We start from the raw sequence: 15,100 nt of genomic DNA on the forward strand, positions 1-15,100 counted from the left end.
GGACTCCCCGCCACTCTGTCCCCCTTGCCGGAGTTCCCGGTCAACCGGCCGCCTGGAACGCCCGACCGACCGCGGTCGGCTGGTCACCTCTGCGGAACAACCCGCTGCGGTCCTTGTCGGTGGCGGGCAGCCCGAACCAGGCGTACCGCTGCAGGTACGACAGTCCGCCGAGCATCTTCGTGGCGGCCGTGACAAAGGCTGCCTGCTCCTGCTGGCTGGGGAACCGGGCCTGCCCCGAGGAGAAGTCGATCAGGGCGAACTCGGTGAGCCAGATCGGCTTCCGGTACCGCTCGTACACCGCCTGCAGGTAGGACCGGAGCTGGCTCACCGCGTTCACGGTCCGGAAGTCCCCGCCGTACCAGTGCAGCGCGATGAAGTCGACGCGGTGACCGCGCTCCTTCGCCCCGGACATGAACCGGTCGAGCCAGCCGCCGGGCCGGTCACCGCCGAAGGCGACCGCCGGGCTGCCCAGCCTGCTGCCGGTCGCCTGCAACTTCGGCCAGAGGTCCAGCGCCTCCTCCACGCTCATCTCCGCATGGCCGGCCAGGTCCGGCTCGTTGAACCCGAGCAGGTACGGTCCGGCGCTCCTGGCCCGGGCCAGGTTCGCGCTGGTGACGTGGTCCCGACCCCAGATCATCGGCACGAACTGCACCCCACGTGGTGTGCTGACCCCGTCGTGGTGTGCCGCCCAGGTGTAGTACCAGCTCGCCCCGGAGTTGGCGAGGGCCTGACTGACCCCGGGGAAGTTCCACACCGCGACGCCCTTCTTCTCCGACGTCCGGGGTGGCGCCGCCGGCACGGCCGGCCGACCCGACGTACGCCGGCTCGGGGTCGCCGTCGGGGTCGGCGTGCCGGTCGACGGGGTCGGCGTGCCGACGCCGGGGCTCGGGCCCGGCCCACCGCCGGTCGTCGCGGCGGCACCCGGCGCCGGATCCGGACCGGCGAGGGCCGTCGTCTCCGGCTCGCCCGGCCGGCTGAGCTGCACCGCCAGCAGCACCGCGACGACCAGGCCGGCGACCGCGGCGGCGGCCGAGACCGGGCCGGCCACCCCGCGCGCCCCGGTACCGAACAACCGGCCCAGGCCACGCGGTGGCGCCGCGTACGCGCCGGCCGACGCCTTGAACCGCTCGCCGAGACCCGGCGGCACCGGCAACAGCGGCAGCCCGGCCAGCAGGCCCTCCACCGGCAGGAGATCGTGGCCGGCGCGTCCGCAGTCGGCGCACTCCCGGACGTGCCGGGCCAGCCGCTTGCGCCACAGCGGGGTAGGTACGCCGTCCCAGCCCCGGGTCACCGTCGCGAGTTCCGGACATCCGGGGCGGATCCGCAGCGCGCGGACGACGGTACGGGCGACGTCGAGCTGCTCCTTCATCCGGTGCACCCGGACGGCGACGTGCCCGGCCGGCAGTCCCAGGCCGGCGGCGAGGTCTGCCCGGTCCAGCTCACCGCTCTCCTCCAACCACCAGAGGGCGAGCAGTTCCCGGTCGTCCGGGTCGAGCCAGCGGGTCGCTTCGGCGACCTCCCGGCGCTGGTCGGTGAGGCCGAGCCGGAGGATGGTGAGTCCGGCGAAGTCGCCGGCCGGATCCGGCACCTCGTCCGGAACCTCGGTCGTCGCCCCGCCGGGCGTACCGGTCCGCTGGGCCTGCTGCCAGTCCCGCACCTGCCGGACCGTGATCGCCACCAGCCACGACCGGTACGCGGCCGGGTCCCGCAGTTCGGCCAGGTGCCGGACCAGCCGGAGCAGCGTCTCCTGGGCCACGTCGTCGGTGTCGGGATGCCCCCGCAGCGCCCGGCCGACGATGTTGTAGACCAGCGGCAGCGACCCGGCCACCAGTGTGTCGAGGGCGTGCCGGTCACCGGCCCGGGCGGCACGGACGACCCCGGGGTCGGGATAACTTCGGCCGGGTCGGATCATGCCGCTCCACTCCCATCGCTGACTGTTCACGGTTCCGTACGCCACGTCACGATCTCCGACGGGCTCCTGTTTCGGAGACGCTACGGCGGCCGCCGGATTACGGTTTCTTCCGGCAGTACGCGGGATCGCCGGGCTCGGTTCGACGGTCGGACCGGTCAGGCGCCTGCGGTCTCGAGCCGGTGAAGCCGCTCCCCGGTCAGCACCCGCCAGGTCCGTCCAGGTCCGTCCAGGTCCGTCCAGGTCCGTCCGAGGCCCATCCGAGGTCCGCCGAGGTCCGCCCAGGCCCATCCGGAGTCCGCTGAGGTCCGTCCAACGATGTAACCGGATCTCGTTCCCGGCGCCGAGGCGACCAGCCGTGGGCGCACCGAGACTGGCGGTATGACCAGGACATCCGTGCCACGCCCGACAGATACCCGATGAGCAGCGGCCTGCTGCTCTCCCTCGCCGGGCTCGCCCTGATCGACAGCACCAGCATCGGCACCCTCTTCATCCCGATCTGGCTGCTGCTCTCCCCGGAGCGGATCGGTGTCGGACGGGTCCTCGGGTACCTCGGCACCATCGTGGTCTTCTACTTCGCCGTCGGCCTGCTGCTGCTCTTCGGCGGCGGGCGGCTGGTCGACGCACTCGACGGCGCGGCCGACAGCCCGGTGCTGAACTACGCCCAACTGGCCCTCGGGGTCGGCCTTCTCGCGCTCAGTTTCCGTTTCGACGGCAAACGCCGCCGGGGTCCGAGTCCGGTGTCCCGGTGGCGGGACCGGGTCACCACGGGCGGTTCGTCAGTCGGCTGGCTGCTCGGCCTGGCCCTGCTCGCCGCGCTTGCCGAGGTGGCGACGATGCTGCCGTACCTCGGGGCGGTCGGGCTGATGACCACCGCGGACCTCGCCGTGTGGACGGTGCCGATGCTGCTGGCCGGCTACTGCCTGGTCATGGTCCTGCCCGCCGGTGTGCTGCTCGCCGGCCGCGCCGTCCTTCCCGGCCTCTCCGAACGACTGCTGCGGCGACTCAACACCTGGCTCGTGGAGAAGGCCGGCACCGCGACCGGCTGGATCCTCGGCATCGCCGGCTTCCTCGTCGCCCGCGACGCGGCGATCCGGCTCTTTCCGAACGTCGTGGGCTGAACCGGGCGGCTGGCCGCCCTGGTCGTACTCGCCCAGGGCATGATCGGCGGCGAACCTGGACTGCCGGTCCTCGGCCCGGTCCTGGAGTCGAACGCGCCGTAGCCGCTGCTCGCCGCCGTTTTGCGGTCGCCGTCGCCGGTTCCTGGTCGGGCTCGCGGCGACCCGGGCGGTCATCCGGGACATGCCACCGCGCGACCGGGTGGCCTGACCAGCGCGTGGGATGACCAGCGCGTGGGATGACCGGGCCACCGGACGCCCCCGGGGCCGGCAATATGGTTCGGAGACCGACGAGGGTGGTGTGATGTCCAGGATTCTCGTTGCCGGTGCGTCCGGCCTGCTCGGGTCCGCCGTGGTCCGCGCGCTGGTCGCCGCCGGCCACCAGGTCTGGGGTACGACCCGGCAGGCGTCCCGGATCCCACTGATCGGGCGACTCGGCGGACACGGGATCGTGCTGGACGCGCTCGACCGCGCTTCGGTCGACGCGGCCCTGGAGCGCGCGGCTCCGGACGTCGTCGTCCACGAACTGACCGACCTGGCCGGACTCGACTTCGCCGCCAACCGCCGACTACGGATCGACGGCACCGCACACCTCGTCGGTAGCATGCTCGACCACGGCGTGACCCGGCTGGTCGCGCAGAGCATCTCCTGGGCGTACCGCCCGGGCCCGACGCCGGCGACCGAGCGGGAACCGTTCGCCACCGTGCCGGAGACCGGCGAACCCGCGTACGACGCCATCGAGCTTCTCGAACGCGAGGTCGCCCGGATTCCGTGCGGCGTCGCCCTGCGCTACGGCCTGCTCTACGGGCCCGGCACCTGGTACGCGCCGGACGGCGCACAGACCGCCCGGGCCCGGCAGGGGCGGATCGAGGCGACCACGGCGTGGACAAGCTGGGTTCACGTCGACGACGCTGTCGAGGCGACCGTCCGCGCGCTCGACTGGCCCGCCGGGCCGGTCAACATCGTCGACGACGACCCGACGCACGTGGACGAGTGGGGACCTGGGTACGCCCGGGCCGCCGGTTACCGCGGTACCCCGCGGATCTCGTCGCGTGCCCCGGGCCGCGCCGCCTCGAACGCCCTGGCCCGCGCCGCCGGTTGGACGCCCCGACATCCGACCTGGCGGACGACCCTCACCGACCCGGCGATCCTCGCCCGGGAACCGGATCCGTCCTGACCGGTGTCGAACGCAGTCCCACCACCGTCCGGGAACTGTCACGGCGAACAGCCGGAAATCCCGCCGATGGTCCCGCTCGCGGCGCGGTAGGCTGCCTCACATGTCCCGGGTCCAGGTCGCGATCGCATCCGCGTCCGAGCCGGTCTCGCCGCTCGGCCGACGGCGACGCGTGGCTCGACGCCGCGACCGCCTGCGCTGACCTGACCCGTGGTGACCGGCGGTTCGATCCGCCGGTCCCGTTCGGTCGCCGATCGATCCGCTCTTCTTCCCTCCCATCCGGTCCGGGGTCGCCCGCCGCCGCCCCGCCGTACCGGTGGGCAGGGAGCGATCCGGACCGCCAGTGAGATCGGCGTGATGATGAATCCCAGTCTCGAAAGTCTGCTCACCGACCGGCTGGCGCCGGCGTTCGCGTCCGTCGCGGGCGGTGCGGTGGATCCGCTGGTCCGGCGGTCCCGGCACGCGGACTTCCAGGCCGAGGCGGCGCTCGCCGTGGCACGTCGGCTCGGCCGGCCACCCCGGGACGTCGCCGCCGAGGCCCTCGACCGGGCGGACCTGTCCGGTGTCTGTTCGGCGGCGACCGTCTCCGGCCCCGGCTATGTCAACCTGTCCGTCGCCGACGAACTGCTCGCCACGCTGCTGACCAGGATGGCCGCCGACAGCCGGCTCGGCGTACCGCCGGTGGATAACCCGGAGACGGTGGTCGTCGACTACTCGGCCCCGAACGTCGCCAAGGAGATGCACGTCGGTCACCTGCGCTCGACGGTGATCGGCGACGCGGCCGTACGGCTGCTCGACTGGCTCGGACACCGGGTCGTCCGGGTGAACCACCTCGGTGACTGGGGCACCCCGTTCGGGATGCTGATCGAGCATCTGCTCGACCTCGGTGCGTCCACCACCGGCGACAGCTTGTCGATCGGTGACCTGAACGCGTTCTACCAGGCCGCCCGGGTCAAGTTCGACGCCGACGGGGGTTTCCGGCAGCGGTCCCGGCGGCGGGTCGTCGCGCTGCAGGCCGGCGACGAGTTCACGGTACGGCTGTGGCGGCGGCTCGTCGCCGAGTCGGAGCGGTACTTCCTGGCCGTCTACGACCGGCTCGGGGTGCTGCTGACCGCCGACGACTTCGTCGGCGAAAGCTGGTACAACAGCCAACTGGCCCCGCTGACCGGGGAGTTGGACCGGCTCGGCGTGCTCACCGGGAGCGGTGACGCCGCCTGTGTCTTCCCACCCGGGTTCGTCGGCCGGGACGGGGAGCCGCTGCCGCTGATCGTCCGCAAGAGCGACGGCGGGTACGGCTACGCCGCCACCGACCTGGCCGCGCTCCGGCACCGGATCGACACCCTCGGCGCGACCCGGCTGCTCTACGTGGTCGGGCTACCGCAGCGGCAGCACTTCGAGCTGGTGTACGCGGTGGCCCGGCAGGCCGGCTGGCTCCGACCACCGGTCCGGGCCGAACATCTCGGCTTCGGTCTGGTGCTCGGCGCGGACGGCCGGAAGCTGGCGAGTCGGGCCGGCGACTCGGTCAAGCTCGGCGAGTTGCTGGACGAGGCGGTCGCCCGGGCCGAGGCGCTGGCCCGGGAGAAGAGTCCCGGGCTGGACCCGGCCGAGCTGGCCGAGGTGGCGCGGGCGGTCGGGGTCGGCGCGGTCAAGTACGCCGACCTGTCCAGCGAGCGGACCCGCGACTACGTCTTCGACTGGGATCGGATGCTGGCGTTGGGCGGGAACACCGCCCCGTACCTGCAGTACGCCCACGCCCGGATCCGGTCGATCTTCCGCCGGGCCGGTGGTGGACCCTCGGCCGGCGCCCGGATCGCGGTCGTGGATCCGGCCGAGCGGGCCCTCGCCCTGGAACTGCTCGATTTCGGCGCGGTGGTCGGCGAAGTCGAGCGGACCCTGGAGTTCCACCGGCTCACCAGTCACCTGTACGCGGTCGCGACCGCGTTCAGCACGTTTTTCGAACGCTGTCCGGTGCTGCGGGCCGACGCCGGGACCCGGGCGAGTCGGCTGGCCCTCTGCGAGCTCACCGCCCGGGTTCTCCGGCAGGGCCTCCACCTGCTGGGCATCACCGCCCCGGACCGGATGTGACACCCGGGGTGGCGGTGGAGCCGTTCTCCTCAGCCGCGACGGTGTCGGTTGATCGCCCGCAGTTCGGTCATCAGTTCCCGCCAGCGCCGGGGGATGCCGATGTCGAAGTACTCCGACTTCAGCGTGATGATCTTGACTTCGCGGTCACTGAGCAGGGACCTCATCGCCGTGTGGAGTTCGTTGAGGAAGGCCGCCTCGCCGAGCCGACGGGTCGTACCGGGCTCGATCACCACATCCCACTGCATCAGGCCCCGGGTACGGATCCGGACCGTGCCACCGGACGACACCCCCTCGGCGTCGATGGCGTTGAGCTCCTCCTCGTACCGGCGCTGGTGCGGGTCGGCGGCCGGCCGCTCGGCCGCGGCCAGCTCCTGGGCGCTGAGTCCCTGCGACTTCTGGTACGCCTCGCTGCGACCGCGATGGTAGGCGACCCAGGTGAGTACGCCGAGCCGGGCGAGCTGGTGGGCGAGGTCGTCCTCGTCGTACCGGTCGTACGCGCCGGTGCTGAACCAGATGTCGACGTCGTGGTAGTTGGTCACCTGGGCGTGGATGCGTTCATCGGGAGAGTTCACCGTGACGACCATCCTGTCCAGATGCTCACCGATGGAGGCCATAACCGTCCCTTCCGTGACCGGACATGCCGTCCCACCATAGTCAGTCCCGTACGGACAATCGCCCCCTATCCCCCCTGTGGTAGACAGGGCACGTGTTCTCGCCCGGTCGTTTCACTGCCCTGCTCGGCACCGTCGTCCTCGGGGCGGCGCTGCTCCCGTCCACTCCGGTCCGGGCGGACGCCGACGACCTGACGGTCTTCGCCGGGACCGGCGGCGCGGGTGCGTCCGGTGACGGCGGCCCGGCGGCGAACGCGACGCTGAACCATCCGACGGGTGTGGCGGTGGCCGCCGACGGGACTGTCTATCTCAGCGACGGCGGCAACCACACGGTCCGGGCCGTCTCGCCGGCCGGCACCATCACCACGGTCGCCGGTACGGGTCGGGCCGGAGTTCCGGGCCGGCCGGTGCCGGACGGTGTCCGGGGCACCGGGTTCGACCTGGTGTTGCCCACCTCGCTGGCGGTCGGACCGGACAACGTCCTCTACATCGCGGACAGTGGGCTGTTCCGGGTCCTCGCCCTGACGCCCGACGGCCGGCTGTCGGTCGTGGCCGGTGACGGCCGGCGGGGCGGTACCGGCGACCGTGGCCCGGCCACCGAGGCGACCCTCGGTCAACTCGGCGGCCTCGCCGTCGGCCCCGACCGGACCGTCTACCTCGGGGAGACCGACAACGGCAGGGTCCGGGCGGTCACCCCGGACGGCGTCATCACCACGGTCGCCGGCAACGGCGGCACCCAGGTGACCGCGGCGGGCGGACCGGCCACCGCGGTGCCCGTACCGGCCCCGGCCAGCCTCGCGGTCGACGGCGACGGCGCGGTGTGGATCGGCAGCGGTCTGCTGGTGCACCGCCTCAGCGGCGGGCGGGTGGCCACGGTCGTCCGGACCGGCGGGGACGGCGGCGGCGGTTGGGGCCTCGCCGAGGACCAGACGTGGCCGCCGGCCCGGACCCCGGTGAACAACGTCAGCGCGGTCGCCGCCGGACCGGACGGGATCTACCTGCTCGACCAGCAGGACCGCACGGTGCGCCGGCTGGGTGCCGGTGACGCCGTCACGGAGGTCGCCACCCTCCCGTCGACCGGCGGGCCGGCGGCCGGACCGGTCGCGGTGGGCGCCTCGGGTACGGCGTACCTGGTGGACAGTGCCGGCAACCGGGTGTACGCGTTCCTTCCGTCGGCCGCGCCAGCGCCGGAGACGGATCGTGGCGGCCTGCCGTGGTGGCCTTTCGTCGCCGGCGCCGCCGTGCTCGTCCTGCTCGGCGGCTGGGTCACCCGCCGGCTACGCCGGAACCGGTGAGGCGGCGACCGCTCCGGTTCCGACCACCGCACCCGATGAACCGACAACCCCACCGTCGGCCGGCCGGGAACTGCCACCCGGGCGACCACGGTCCGTGAACGACCGGCAAGGAGTGTCGATGGTACAGATCATGGGTGGAGACCTCTACCACCTCTGGCGGGTCTCCGACGTACATCTGCCCCGCATCGCGGACGTCTACTACGACGCGAGCCGGGCACTGGGCGGCGCGACCGGGGACGACGACGGCGGATTCCGCGCCAACGCCCCGACCGGCCCCGGCGGCACCATCATGACCAGCGCCGTCGGTGCGGCCTGGGCGGAGGTCCGCGACGAACTGCAGCGGATGTACCAGGACATCGGCAGCACCGTCCTGGACGCGAGTGCGGCGTTGCGCCGGGCGCAGCAGGCGTACGTCGACGCCGACATGGCCCGCTCCGACGCACTCTCCAGCATCCTGAACGACCCCTCGAAGCACAACCCGGACGACCCAATGTCGAATCCCCCGGTCGAGGGCGCCCCGGACCACCCCGGTGAGCCGGCACCCCGGCCCTGAAAGGAGCCCGCATCGTGAGCAGTCAGGTGGAGACCCCGGGCGACCTGGCCGGAGGGACATACAAGTCGACCGTGCGGGACAAGGCCGCCCAGCTGAAGCAGGAGCTGATCAAACAGACCCTCGACGACATCGAGTCGTGGCGCAAGGCGGTCGACCTCGAGTACCAGCAGGCCCACCCGGACCAGCCCAACAACATCTCCCCGATTCCGCCGGAGGAGATCGAGGGATACCGCAACACGGTCCGCAACGAGTACTACGAGTGGGTGGAACCGGCGTTCGAGAAGTACCTGGAGCCGGATCCGGACGCCCTCAACTCGATGATCAGCGCGTTGCGCACGATCGAGAGTTCGTTCGGCGGCAGCCAGGACGACGCCGGCAACTACCAGGGTGCGAGTTCGGCGCTGTCCAGGATCAACGACGTCCGGACCGACATGGCCGAGTGGGAGGGCAGTTTCCAGGTCAACTTCCTCGACAACTTCGTCAGCCCGCTGCAGACCTCGTCCGGCAACCAGGCCGCGGTCGCCAAGGTCAGCCGCGAGTACCTCGAGTGCACCAAGGTGATGTACATCCGCTATCGCAAGGCGGTTGTCGAACTGCTCGACAAGTCGATCCAGGCGGTGCAGACCCTCAACAACGGCAAGGACCCGAAGAGCTTCACCTGGGGCACCCTGATCGGCATCTCGGTCGGTACGGCGCTGACCCTGGGCACCGGCGGCCTGGCCATCACCGGCGCGGTGTTGATCATGAGCAGCACCATGTCACAGGGACTCGTACCGGATCCGCCGAAGACGAACGAGCTGAGCGCGCCGACCGCTCAGGAGGTCGCGGTCAAGGTCTCGGAGGCGATGTCCAAGCTGGACGGTGATGTCCTGGAGGAGGAGCGAAAGGTCCAGGACGCCTTCGGCGCGCTGGCCGACACGATCATCGCGGCCCGGAAGGACTACGGCCAACTCTGGGTGGCGGCACCGGCGATCAGTGACGCCCGGCCGGACGAGATCACCCGGAACCTGCTGCCGGACAGCTGACCGCTCCCGGCCGGGCGGCGCCAACCGGTCGGCGGCGGCACCGCGGCGTTGCCGGCCGGGTGGTGGCTCCGGAGGATCAACCCAGTTCCGCGAGCATCCCCTCGCAACTGCGGACCACCATCCGGGCGGCACGGCGCTGGTCGGCCCCGTACACCGGATCCTCGGCCAGCTCCTGCCAGCGGCCGACCGCCGCGCTCGCCCGGTCCCACAGCTCGTCGCCGCCGGCGTCGTGCTCGACCCCCAGCCGGGCGGCCAGGCTGGTGCCGTCCCCGCCGATCAGCCGGTTGGCCTCGGCGACCAGGCCCGACTCGAACCGGACCCGGCCGCCGAGCAGCGCCGCCGACAGCCGCAGCTCGCGGAACTCGTGCGCGTTCACGAGCACCTGCTCCAGCCGGGCGAGGAGTTCCTTCGCACCCGGCCGGGGCTCGGTACGCAGCAGCGACTCCAGCGCGGCCAACGCCGACCGGGACTTGAGCACCGGGGTCCGGTCCACGAAATAGCGGGTGATCGACTCGCGCAGTTCGGTCAGGCCGCTGCGCCGGACCAGTTCGGCGCAGAGCCGGGCCCGACTGTCACAGCCGGTCCGGATCAGCGTGGTCGACAGCCGTACCCCGAAGATACCCAGCCGGTCGAGCAGCGCGTGCCGGGCCGCGGCGTCGATCGCGACCGGAAAGTCGACGGCGGTGAACCGGTCGGTGGAGAGCAGCAGCAGGTCGGTCTCCGCCTTCGGCAACCGGGCCAACGCGGCCAGCGCGGTGAACTCCGGCTCGGTCAGCACCCGGCCGGCGAGCGCGACCAGGCCGCCGAGTGCGACGACGCTCAGACACCGGGTGTTGATCCGGGGGTCGCGGCGGTGCCGGCGGGCGAGTTGCCGTGCGGTCAGCAGCGCGTCGACCCGTCCGCCGGCGAGTTCGTCGACCCGGGAGAGCACCAGCAGGACGTTCACCGGCGCCGCCCGGGCCACCGAGCCCGGCTGTGTGCTCTGCAGCGCGCGCAGGTCGTCGCCGCGCCCGTCCCGGCTGAGGTAGAGCACCGCGTCCGCCTCGCGGACGATCCGGTCGACGGTCGCGGCGCCGTCGTCGGTCGCCGCGGGCAGGGCGCGCTCGACCGCTGTCCCTGCCGCGCCGGTGCCCGCCGGGTCGAGCTCCGGGGTGATCGCCGGGGTGTCGATCAGTACGGCGTGCCGCAGCGCCCGGGCCGGCCACTGCACCACGAGGTCGTCGACCTGGTCCCAGCGCCAGCCGCCGAGGTCCACCCGCATCCCGTTGCCGGTACGGGTGACCGAGAGGTCCCGGGGCGCCCCGTTGGCCGGGTACGCGGTGATCCGCGGCTGGGGACCGTCCTCGTACCAGGTGAAGACCTGACGTCCGTCGGCGACCTCGACCGGCGCGACCTCCTCTCCCATGATGGCGTTGAGCAGGGTCGACTTGCCGGACCGCCAGGGTCCGGCGACCGCGATCCGCAGCGGCTCGCCGAACCGCTCCAGCAGTCGGTGCAGCCGCTGCACCGCCCGCCGGTCGTTGCGGTAGACCTCCGCCGCCTCGGTCAGCAGTTCCCAGGTGGCCTCGTCGAGGCCGGGCCGGGCCGGGCGGACCTGCTCGTGCGGTCGGGTCACGCCCCCGGCTCCAGCCCGCCGCGGTCTCCGGCGACGACCGCGACCCCGGCCAGCGCCTGGGCCCGCTCGTAGAGGTCGGACAGCCGTTTCATCTCCTCCGCGATCCGCCGTTGCCGCTGGTCGCGTTGCGCCGCGTCGACCTCGGCGGCCTGCTTGGCGTTGCGGAACGACCGGACGATGCCCTCCTGCAGATCCTCGGTCAGCTCGCTGAAGTGGTCGCGAAGCATCCGCTGCACCTGCCGGGCGGTGTCCTTGGTGTCCTTGCTCAACCGCAGGAAGAAGTCGTCGACGTGCCGCTGGGTCGCGGTCTTGACCGCCGCCTGGCGGCGTTTGAGCAGCGACTTGCCCTCGTCCCGGACACTCTTGCCGCCGAACAGCGCACCCGCGCCGAGCGAGATGGGATTGATCAGCGGCATCCCGGCGAGCGTGGTCGCCAGGCCGAACATCAGCACCCCGCCGTACGAACCACGCAGACCGGTGACGAGCTTCTGGGTGCGGGTGAACCGTTCGACCGTCGGCTGTTCCATCACCTGGATCCGGTCGGCCAGATTCTCCGGCACCCGTACCGACCAGCTCGGCAGGGCGTCGAAGCCGTACCGCTCGAAGGCGCCGGCGACCCGCTGGGCGATCCAGCCGCAGCGCTCGGCCAGCCAGGCGTAGTTCGCCTCCGCCGCCTCGGTGAGGTTCTCGGTGAGCCACTCCTGGAAGGTGTCCCAGCCGGTCAGCGGGTCGGCGGTGTCGAACGCCTCGTCGACCTTGCGCAGGATCTGCCGGGTCCGGTCGCGCAGGTCGTACTCGACGTCGGAGATCAGGTCGGCCATCTCGTCGTTGAGGGTGTTCTGCCACCGTTGTGAGCAGCGGCGCAGCTCGTCGACCTCGCGCTGCGCGGCGTGCAGTTTGGAGATCGGACCGGACCTGGTGGCCGCGCTGGTGACCGCGAGTTCGGCCCGCAACGGCGCCGCCAGCTGTTCGAGGACGGTACGGGAACTGAGCGCCACCGCGTTCCGTCCCAGGGTGTCGGCCTTGCCGGCCTGGTCCCGTCTCAACCGGTTGATCAGTTCGGGGAAGTGCGACTCGGCGTTGAGCTGCTTGTCGTTGGTCCGGGCCGCCTGCAGCCGCAGCGTCGCGGAGACCGGGATCAGCGCGGCGGCGACACCGGCGTCGGCCAGGTGCTGACGGTTGCGCTCGACCACGGCACGCCAGTGCGGCACCATGTCGATCTTGCTCTGCACCACGGCCACGTTCGCGTGCGACTGCGCGATGTGCAGCAGCAGGTTCAGTTCGGTCACCGAGAGTTCCCGGGTCACGTCCGAGACCAGCAGCACCAGGTCGGCCTGGCCGGGCGCGGCGGCCGGGCTGATCGGGCGCCGCGGGTCGGTCACGTCCATACCCGGGGTGTCGATGAGCACGAGTCCGGAGGCGAGCAGTGCCCGGGGAATGCCGATCTCGGCGTGTTCCACCCCGGTGCCGGGCCGTGGCCCGGTGCCGTCGAGGTCGCTCCCCCGACCTCCGCCGGCGGACGGCGGACCGGCCGTCTCCGGGGCACCTGTGCCGTCACCGATCCCGGCGCCACGACCACTGATCCGGGCCGCGATCCGTTCCATCGGTACGGCGATCCGGCGGGCCGGGCCGACGACCTCGGTGCCGAGCGGGCCCGGGGGTGGGGACGGCTGTCGCACCCGCGCAGCCGACTGCCCTGCCGTCGTCTGTCCCGCTGTCGTCTGTCCGGCCATCGTCTGTCCGGCGCCCGTGTGTCCGGCGCCCGTCTCCGGCCACGACGGCGCCGGTGACCGTGGCGCGGCCGCCGGACCGGGGCCTGCCCGCCGGGACGCCGGCCGGGGTTCGACACCGTGACCGGCGGCGGACCACGGATCCGGACCGGGCCCGCTCGGCGGGCGGCCCGGTCCGTCCGACCGGGACGCTCCGGACCGTTCCGGCCCGGGACGCTCCGGCCCGGGACGCTCCGACCCGGGACGCTCCGACCCGGGACGCTCCGACCGGCCGGAACCGCCGGGTAGCGGACTCCAGACCAACGCGGCACCGGGGGTCTCGGCGTGGCCGACCACGGTCGGGATGGTGGTGCTGATTCCCTCACCCACCGGGCAGACCGTCGCGTTGAGCAGTGCGTTGATGAGCAGACTCTTGCCCTGTTTGGGCTCACCGACGACCAGCACCCGCAGTCTCGGATCCAGCAGCTGGGCGCGTCGCCGCCGGAGCCACTGGATGAGGTCGTCCCGTCCGTGTCTGCCGGAGACCCGGACGATCTCGTCGAGGACGTCAAGCCAGTTGGGCGCCACCACGCACCAAGTGTGCCGATTACGCCGCAATTATCAAGAGGAGAACTCGGCTCTGCGCCGGCACCGACGATTTCCGGCCCGATCCACTGCCCACCGCAGCGAAGCGGTTACGGCCTGATCGGCTGCCGGTACGGCGAGCTGGCACCACCGGAGAACCGAAGGCCGGACCGTGGGACCACAGTCCGGCCTTCGGCGGGCTACACGGGCTTCCCGCGCTCAGAGAAGGTCATCCGTGATGCCCAGCAGGCCGCCGGAGGTGGAGGCGTGTTCGTCTCCGGTCGGCCCGGTGTCTCCGACGAGACCGGAGGTGGTCCCGCGCAGTGTCTCGCCGACGTGGTCGGTGAGACCGGTCACCGTCGAGGTGACACCCAGGTCGTCGAGGGCTGGATCGTCGGCGGTGCTCAGCGGCCCGACGTCGAGCGCGTCCCCGACACCACCGACGGCGTCGGTCAGCCCGGCGACCGAATCACCGACGCCCAGCGAGTTCCCGACCCCGCCCAGCCCGTCCGTCACGCCCAGCGTGCCGACCAGCCCGGTCACCTGGTCGAGCGTGCCGTGCAGGGTGTCACCGGCGAAGTCGACCAGACCCAGTTGGCCGCCGTCCGGGCCGCCGGGCACCCCGGCCCCCGTGGTATCGGTCAACACCGGATCCGACAGCCCCGAGTCGAGGGTGTCGTCGAGGTCCACCCCGGTCGGCGCGACCTCGTCCAGCGGCGCCACCGGAAGCGGCTGGTCGACGTCGAGCCCCGGACCGGGCAGCCCGGCGCCGACAACCCCCAGGCTCGCCGGCGCGACGGTGCTGATCACACCCAGCGCGGCGGTGTTGAGGTCGGGACCGGTCGAGTGGGTGCCGGCGGCGAGCTGGTACGCGACGTGCTGCAACTGCCCGATCACCGCGGTCGGGTCGGGCTGGAACTGCTCCAGGCCGAGATCCTCGGTCACCGGAAGCAGCGAACCGAGCCCCTGGACCGGCGCGTAGTCGACAACCAGCGGCACCACGTCCTGCACGTCCGCGACCGTGATGTCGGTGAGCCCCGCGTCCCGCAGGGTCCCCTCCGGGTCCAGCTCGAAAGCGGACCGCGCATCCGGGTTGGTGAGCAGGTTGAGCACGAAGTCGTGCAGTGTCTGGGGCGAACCCATCGTGCCGGTCTCCTCAAACGAGCTGGCGTACTGGCCGGAGCTGCGCTGCCGCCCCACGCTGGTGCGGCCAACGCGGGTGCACCGGTCGAGCCGGCCCGGTGGCGCCGTTCGGATCTGGTAGCTCACCGTAGCCGGCGGTCCCGGCCCGGGCATCGGGGACGGTGCCCGGTTCGGCCGTGCCCCGGATTGGGGCCGAACCTGAAGTTCAGATTAGGGGCTTAGGGGATGCGTTCCGCCAGAGTTAGGGTCCCGATGGCGGATAGATCTCTGGTACGAAA

At 72.3% G+C, this 15,100-nt stretch carries 11 protein-coding genes; 6 read left to right on the forward strand and 5 right to left on the reverse strand.

From position 1 onward, the window contains the following. Positions 1-40: 40 nt before the first annotated feature. Complete coding sequence (locus ABGB21_RS18320) at positions 41-1,942, reverse strand: sigma-70 family RNA polymerase sigma factor (RefSeq protein WP_347678638.1); 1,902 nt, start codon at positions 1,940-1,942, stop codon at positions 41-43. Positions 1,943-2,328: 386 nt separating this feature from the next. On the opposite strand from ABGB21_RS18320, the gene ABGB21_RS18325 reads away from it, so the two are divergent. The 3 genes from ABGB21_RS18325 (at position 2,329) to argS (ending at position 6,286) form a co-directional block, all read left to right on the forward strand. Continuing rightward, positions 2,329-3,030 (forward strand): GAP family protein, encoded by a 702-nt coding sequence (locus ABGB21_RS18325; RefSeq protein WP_347653573.1) that lies wholly within the window; start codon positions 2,329-2,331, stop codon positions 3,028-3,030. 301 nt (positions 3,031-3,331) lie between these two features. Continuing rightward, the gene (locus ABGB21_RS18330; RefSeq protein WP_347653572.1) at positions 3,332-4,204 is read left to right on the forward strand and encodes an NAD(P)-dependent oxidoreductase; all 873 of its coding nucleotides are present in this window, start codon (positions 3,332-3,334) and stop codon (positions 4,202-4,204) included. 354 nt (positions 4,205-4,558) lie between these two features. Next, entirely contained in the window at positions 4,559-6,286 is a 1,728-nt protein-coding gene (gene argS / locus ABGB21_RS18335) for an arginine--tRNA ligase (protein ID WP_347653571.1), read from the forward strand. A gap of 29 nt (positions 6,287-6,315) precedes the next feature. On the opposite strand, the gene ABGB21_RS18340 is transcribed toward argS, so the two are convergent. Then, positions 6,316-6,858: a hypothetical protein gene (locus ABGB21_RS18340; protein ID WP_347653570.1), complete on the reverse strand. Its 543-nt coding sequence runs from the start codon at positions 6,856-6,858 to the stop codon at positions 6,316-6,318. A gap of 134 nt (positions 6,859-6,992) precedes the next feature. Here ABGB21_RS18340 and ABGB21_RS18345 point away from each other — a divergent pair, with 134 nt between their 5' ends. From ABGB21_RS18345 to ABGB21_RS18355, 3 genes are all read left to right on the forward strand, one after another. Continuing rightward, the gene (locus ABGB21_RS18345; protein WP_347653569.1) at positions 6,993-8,192 is read left to right on the forward strand and encodes a hypothetical protein; all 1,200 of its coding nucleotides are present in this window, start codon (positions 6,993-6,995) and stop codon (positions 8,190-8,192) included. A gap of 118 nt (positions 8,193-8,310) precedes the next feature. After that, complete coding sequence (locus ABGB21_RS18350; RefSeq protein WP_347653568.1) at positions 8,311-8,745, forward strand: hypothetical protein; 435 nt, start codon at positions 8,311-8,313, stop codon at positions 8,743-8,745. A 14-nt stretch (positions 8,746-8,759) separates the two neighbouring features. Continuing rightward, positions 8,760-9,770 carry a hypothetical protein gene (locus tag ABGB21_RS18355; protein WP_347678640.1) on the forward strand — a complete coding sequence of 337 codons (1,011 nt, stop codon included), beginning with the start codon at positions 8,760-8,762 and terminating at the stop codon, positions 9,768-9,770. Positions 9,771-9,846: 76 nt separating this feature from the next. Here ABGB21_RS18355 and ABGB21_RS18360 read toward each other — a convergent pair whose 3' ends face one another. From ABGB21_RS18360 to ABGB21_RS18370, 3 genes are all read right to left on the reverse strand, one after another. Next, complete coding sequence (locus ABGB21_RS18360; protein WP_347653566.1) at positions 9,847-11,385, reverse strand: hypothetical protein; 1,539 nt, start codon at positions 11,383-11,385, stop codon at positions 9,847-9,849. Further along, positions 11,382-13,685, reverse strand: coding sequence for a dynamin family protein (locus ABGB21_RS18365; RefSeq protein ID WP_347678642.1), 2,304 nt, complete (start codon positions 13,683-13,685; stop codon positions 11,382-11,384). The genes ABGB21_RS18360 and ABGB21_RS18365 overlap by 4 nt, the downstream gene beginning before the upstream one ends. Positions 13,686-13,898: 213 nt before the next feature. Then, a complete protein-coding gene (locus tag ABGB21_RS18370; RefSeq protein WP_347653564.1) occupies positions 13,899-14,822 on the reverse strand; it encodes an IniB N-terminal domain-containing protein in 924 nt (307 codons plus the stop codon). Positions 14,823-15,100 lie beyond the last annotated feature (278 nt).

The organism is Plantactinospora sp. B24E8 (genome assembly GCF_039871735.1).
Classification (GTDB): domain Bacteria; phylum Actinomycetota; class Actinomycetes; order Mycobacteriales; family Micromonosporaceae; genus Plantactinospora.